The organism is Flavobacterium branchiophilum NBRC 15030 = ATCC 35035 (genome assembly GCF_002217205.1).
Classification (GTDB): domain Bacteria; phylum Bacteroidota; class Bacteroidia; order Flavobacteriales; family Flavobacteriaceae; genus Flavobacterium; species Flavobacterium branchiophilum.
The window spans coordinates 1-5,098 of the sequence record NZ_MUGT01000079.1; the positions used below are offsets into that span (position 1 = coordinate 1).

A 5,098-nucleotide genomic window follows, 5' to 3' on the forward strand; every position below is an offset into this window, starting at 1 on the left:
TGGACTATTTTATATGTATTTTTGGTATTATTATACAGGCTAAAAGATGTCAGATATTTTACAAACAACAACTAACAAATGAAGCCATTTTACAACAGTATTGAGTATAAAAACATAACGACAATAACAACAGCATCATTTGGGCATGCCAGCAAAAAAAAGCAAGCCCCCACGCCCCAAACCCTTCAGGCGGGGCTTCCTTTTTTTGCCGTCGGGCTATCACGAGCACATGGTGCCTTGCTCTATCCCTCATGCGGGCAACCCCCAACAAGCAGTCTCCACTCACCAAAGTTTTTTTTAAAACTTCTTACTTTTCGTTTTTCACTTCTAACTTTATAATTACTACTTCAAAACTCAAACTTCAAACTTCAAACTTCGTACCTCTAACTTCTCATTTTTATTCTTGTTCAAAACTCAAACTTCTAACTTCTAACTTCTAACTTCTAACTTCAAACTTCTAACTGTGGTCTCATGAAATAAGTTTACATAAAGTTTTGTTGAAAACTTTTTAAAGTGTAAATTTATGGAAAAAATTAGTAAAATGAGACGCACCTTTAGTACGGAATTCAAAAAAGAGAAAGTAGCCTTGATCGAGCAAGGCAAGATGAAAGTTTCAGATATTTGTAAAATGTATGAAGTAACCCAAACAGCTGTTCGCAAATGGCTTTTAAAATATAGTAAAAATTATTCAAAGACAGAACGCATAGTCGTTGAAAAAGTAAGTGAAGAAGCAAAAACTTTGGAATTGATGAAGAAAGTTGCTGAATTAGAACGCGTTATTGGCAAACAACAATTGCAAATAATTTATAAGGAAGCTGTTATTCAAAGTGCAAGCGAAGAAATCGGAATGGATATTGAAAAAAAGTACAACTCTCAGCAATTGAAAGAGGATTAAATGTAATTGCTGAGAGGTTTTCAAAAGAAGAATTTTTTAGGGCAAACGGGTTTTCTAGACAATTTCTTTACAAAAAGAAAAAGTCAAGTATAAAAAGAGAAGAAATCGAAGAGAGTACTATTTTAAAAGTCAAAGAAGTTCGTAAAAAACATAGAAGAATGGGTTCAAGAACAATGTATCATCAATTAAAAATAGATTATATGGGAATCAATAAATTTGAAAAAATAGTTTCAAAAAACGGATTAACTATTCAACAAAAGCGAAAAAGAATAATAACAACAGATGGTTTTTATGAAAAATGCGACACTAATTTGATTAATGGATTAACATTAAACAACATCAATCAAGTAATTGCTGGGGATATTACCTATCTTATTTTAAAAGACAAAACGTATTATATTTTCACACTTAAGGATATGTATAGCAAACGAATAATTGGATTGTATGGAAGTGATAATATGCTGGCAATGAATGCAATAATGACCTTAAAACAAGCTATTAAATTGCGAGGAGTTGAAATCAATAATTGTATTCATCATTCCGACGCAGGGTCGCAATATAAATCAAATGAATACAAAAATATGTTGATTAAACATCAAATAAAGATGAGTAAAGCCGAGAACTGCTTGCAAAATGGTATGTCAGAACAATTAAATGGTGTTTTAAAAAACGATTACATTATAAAAGACATTAAAAATCTAGCTGATTTAAACAAACAATTAAAAGAAATTAAACGATTATTTAATGAAGAAAGACCTGTTAAGGAATTAAATTATAAAACACCAGTGGAATTTGAAAAATGGCTTCATACTACCAATAATCCTCCAAAAATGAAATTATATGATTTTACTAATGAAATTAGGGGGACTTTGAGGAGGCATAACAACAAAAAAAGTTTAGTAAATTAAACTAAAAAAGCAGTAGATTTGCAAAAACAAACTACTGCTTAAAAACAACTTTTTCCGTTGGTCAATTGATATTCCTGGATGGCTTGAGTCCCCACAACAAACCATCTTCCGCTTTTCAATGACACGACAAAGTAAAATATAAAAAAGGAAATATAAAAATTAGGTTATTAACAAAAAAGTATAAAAAAGAAACTTTATGTAAACCAAAATTATGAAACCACAAACTTCAAACTTCGTACCTCTAACTTCTCATTTTTATTCTTGTAATTTTGTTTACAAAAAAGTTGCAAAATATTTTTTTGTTTGTACTTTCGCAAAGTAGATACACTATGTTTAAAACGCAATATCTTTCGTTTAGCTACTAGTTACCTGCAAGCCTAAAAAACCGACACCTTCAAAAATTAGCAGACATTTTAACATTCAAATTAACCATAAAACTCAAAAAAAACCTGTTCAATTTTGTATCTTTGCAACATAATTTTTAAGACAAATAAATGAATATTGATAAGACAATTAAAGACAGGAAAATTGAACTTCTATCTTACTTTAGAGATAGAGCAAGCGAAGCTTTGACTGTTATCAAATCTAAATTTGCTGAAACTCAATCAGACAAAAGAGCAAGAGCAATTAACGAAAGCCTAAATCAAACCAAATCGACTTTAATTACTACTATCTTACAGCAAGCAGAAAAAGAAAAATGGACTAACAAAGAGAAGTTAGAATGTATTCTAATGGTTACTTATTGTAACATTGTAGTAATGATTGAAAGCAGAAATTCTGTAAGACCATATGAATATATGGATTTTTCGAGAAGAGTTGGAGAATTGTGGGACCCATTTTGTAAACTCTGTTTTTATTATCCAATAAACGATATTTCACTATTTATACCACCACTTTTTTCTGAAGTCAAAAAGAAAATGACTGATGAAATAGCAGATTACATTGATAGCTTAACCATTACAGCTGAAGAAAAACAAGAACTAAAAATATACTACGATAAAGTTTGGAGTTTAGTTAGTTCAGGAGAAATCCAGTTGGAACTTGACTTACATTTTTTACACAACGACCAAAAGTATGTTGTGGATTTTAAAAGTGGATTTGGTTCAAACGAAAAAGGTAACACAAATAGACTTTTATTAGTTGCTACGATTTATCAAAATCTTGATGAAAATTATAAATGCTTATTATTTGTTAGAGCAGAAGAAAACAATAGCTATTTCAATACCTTGAAAAATTCAGGTATTTGGGAAGCATATTGTGGAAATGAAGCATACGAAAAAATAAAAACGCATTCAGGCTATGATTTAAAATTATGGACTGACACAAACATTGATTGGGCAAATGATTTTAACAATGAAACCATTACCCATTTTACTGATAAAAACTTACTTCAATATCTACTTTGGTAATGATAAACGAAGCAAGAAAATATCAGGCATTTTATACCAAATCGACACCAATTGTTGATTATATGGTACATAAACTTTCGCTTAATCCAACAGACAAAATATTTGAACCTTGTGGTGGAGACGGGGTATTTATTGAAGCGATATTAGACGAAAATGAATTTGCGAATATTGACATTTGCGAATTAAATCCAGCTTCGATTGCAGTTTTGCAAGAAAAATTTTCAACTTTTCAAAATGTAAGTATTAGAGAGTGTGATACTTTGCTTGACAATGATTTAAGTTTCAACTCAAACTTTGGTGGATATTACGACAAAATAATTGCTAATCCACCTTATGGTGCGTGGCAAGATATGGAGAAAAGAGTCATATTAAAAAAAATGTATTCTGAATTATATGCAAAAGAAAGCTACACTTTGTTTCTGTTCCGTTGCATTGAGTTATTGAAAGAAGATGGTATTTTATCTTTCATTATTCCCGATACATTTTTGAATTTACATATGCACAAAGCAATCAGAAAGCATATTTTAAGTAAAACAAAAATTGTAGAATTAGCATTATTTCCTTCTTCATTTTTTCCAGGTGTTAACTTTGGATATGCTAACCTTTCAATTATTACGTTACAAAAAAATAGTAACCAAAAGGAATGTTTAGCCAATACTTTTAAAGTATTAACTAATTTCTCAACTGTAGAACAGTTGGCAAAAATTAATGAAAATGAACTAAAAGTTTATTCATTCTCACAACAAGTAATATTTTCAAATCCTGATTATGCCTTTTTAATTTCAGACAATTTAAGTATTTCAAATGCTATAAATAAAGCAGAAATTAAAATTGGAGACATTGCTAATTGTGTTACAGGATTTTATTCGGGTGACGACAAAACTTTTTTGCAAGTAAATAGTCCCGACTTAAAAAATGGTAAAAATTATAATTTAGTTGACCCCAATAAAATCAATCGAGAATATAAAAACGTCATTAATATTCTTGACGGTTTTGAGAGTGATAAGCATTTTCTACCAATTGTAAAAGGTGGCAATACAAAGTTTTTAAAACCAGAAGGTTGGTTTATGAATTGGAGCAAGGAAGCTGTTTTGCATTATAAGAAAGACAAAAAAGCACGTTTCCAAAATCCTCAATATTATTTTAAATTTGGCATAGGAGTTCCTATGATAAGTTCATCAAGTATAACGGCTTCATTAATTGAAAATAAATTATTTGACCAGTCTATAGTTGGAATATTTCCGAAAGAAGAAAGTTTAACTTATTATCTATTAGCTTTTTTCAATTCAACAACTTGCAACAAACTTATCAGAACAATAAATCCGTCTGCAAACAATCCAGCAAATTACATAAAAAAAATACCTTTTATCCAACCAAAAAAATCAGATAGGGAAATTATTGAGAATTTGGTACAAAATATATTAACAAGTATCGCAACTGTTGGGCAATATGACATTGGAATTGAACAGAAAATAAACGAAAAATTTGAAGAAATTTATGGCTTCTAAACAAGACCGAAAAAAAGGCCAGCAGGTAACAGCTAGAGTTTCCTTGTACCTGTAAGCCGAGCAATGAATTGTAATCAACGAATACCTATAAAAAATAAAATCCAATGAGTTAAACCGATTCCATTTGCGGCTCTTAAGGATTTGTCAAAAAGTTTTTAGATAGTATTTAAAGAGGATTTAGTGCCTCTTTTTTTTGAGTGTTCTAAAGGGAATTAAAAAACTAAAGCCATTTTTTTGTATTTTTGCAAAAACATTTTAAGGAATGCGTAAAACATTAATTAGATTCGATTGGGCAATCAAAAGACTTTTGAGAAATAAAGCCAATTTTGTGGTGCTTGAAGGTTTTCTGAGTGAATTATTGTTTGACAACATCAAAAT

At 29.9% G+C, this 5,098-nt stretch carries 4 protein-coding genes; all 4 read left to right on the forward strand.

From position 1 onward, the window contains the following. Positions 1-523 precede the first annotated feature (523 nt). The 4 genes from B0A58_RS09725 to B0A58_RS09740 all read left to right on the forward strand — a co-directional run bounded on the left by B0A58_RS09725 (position 524) and on the right by B0A58_RS09740 (position 4,720). The gene (locus B0A58_RS09725; protein ID WP_089080899.1) at positions 524-895 is read left to right on the forward strand and encodes a transposase; all 372 of its coding nucleotides are present in this window, start codon (positions 524-526) and stop codon (positions 893-895) included. Between the two features lie 5 nt (positions 896-900). After that, complete coding sequence (locus B0A58_RS09730) at positions 901-1,803, forward strand: IS3 family transposase (protein ID WP_243389480.1); 903 nt, start codon at positions 901-903, stop codon at positions 1,801-1,803. A gap of 494 nt (positions 1,804-2,297) precedes the next feature. Next, positions 2,298-3,212: a hypothetical protein gene (locus B0A58_RS09735; protein WP_089080901.1), complete on the forward strand. Its 915-nt coding sequence runs from the start codon at positions 2,298-2,300 to the stop codon at positions 3,210-3,212. After that, positions 3,212-4,720 (forward strand): Eco57I restriction-modification methylase domain-containing protein, encoded by a 1,509-nt coding sequence (locus B0A58_RS09740; RefSeq protein WP_089080902.1) that lies wholly within the window; start codon positions 3,212-3,214, stop codon positions 4,718-4,720. Before B0A58_RS09735 ends, B0A58_RS09740 begins: the two co-directional genes overlap by 1 nt. Positions 4,721-5,098: the final 378 nt, after the last annotated feature.

Bases quoted from the DNA above. Each gene is read 5' to 3' on its own strand.
- B0A58_RS09735 (WP_089080901.1), top strand. From the start codon at position 2,298: ATGAATATTGATAAGACAATTAAAGACAGGAAAATTGAACTTCTATCT.
- B0A58_RS09725 (WP_089080899.1), top strand. From the start codon at position 524: ATGGAAAAAATTAGTAAAATGAGACGCACCTTTAGTACGGAATTCAAA.
- B0A58_RS09740 (WP_089080902.1), top strand. From the start codon at position 3,212: ATGATAAACGAAGCAAGAAAATATCAGGCATTTTATACCAAATCGACA.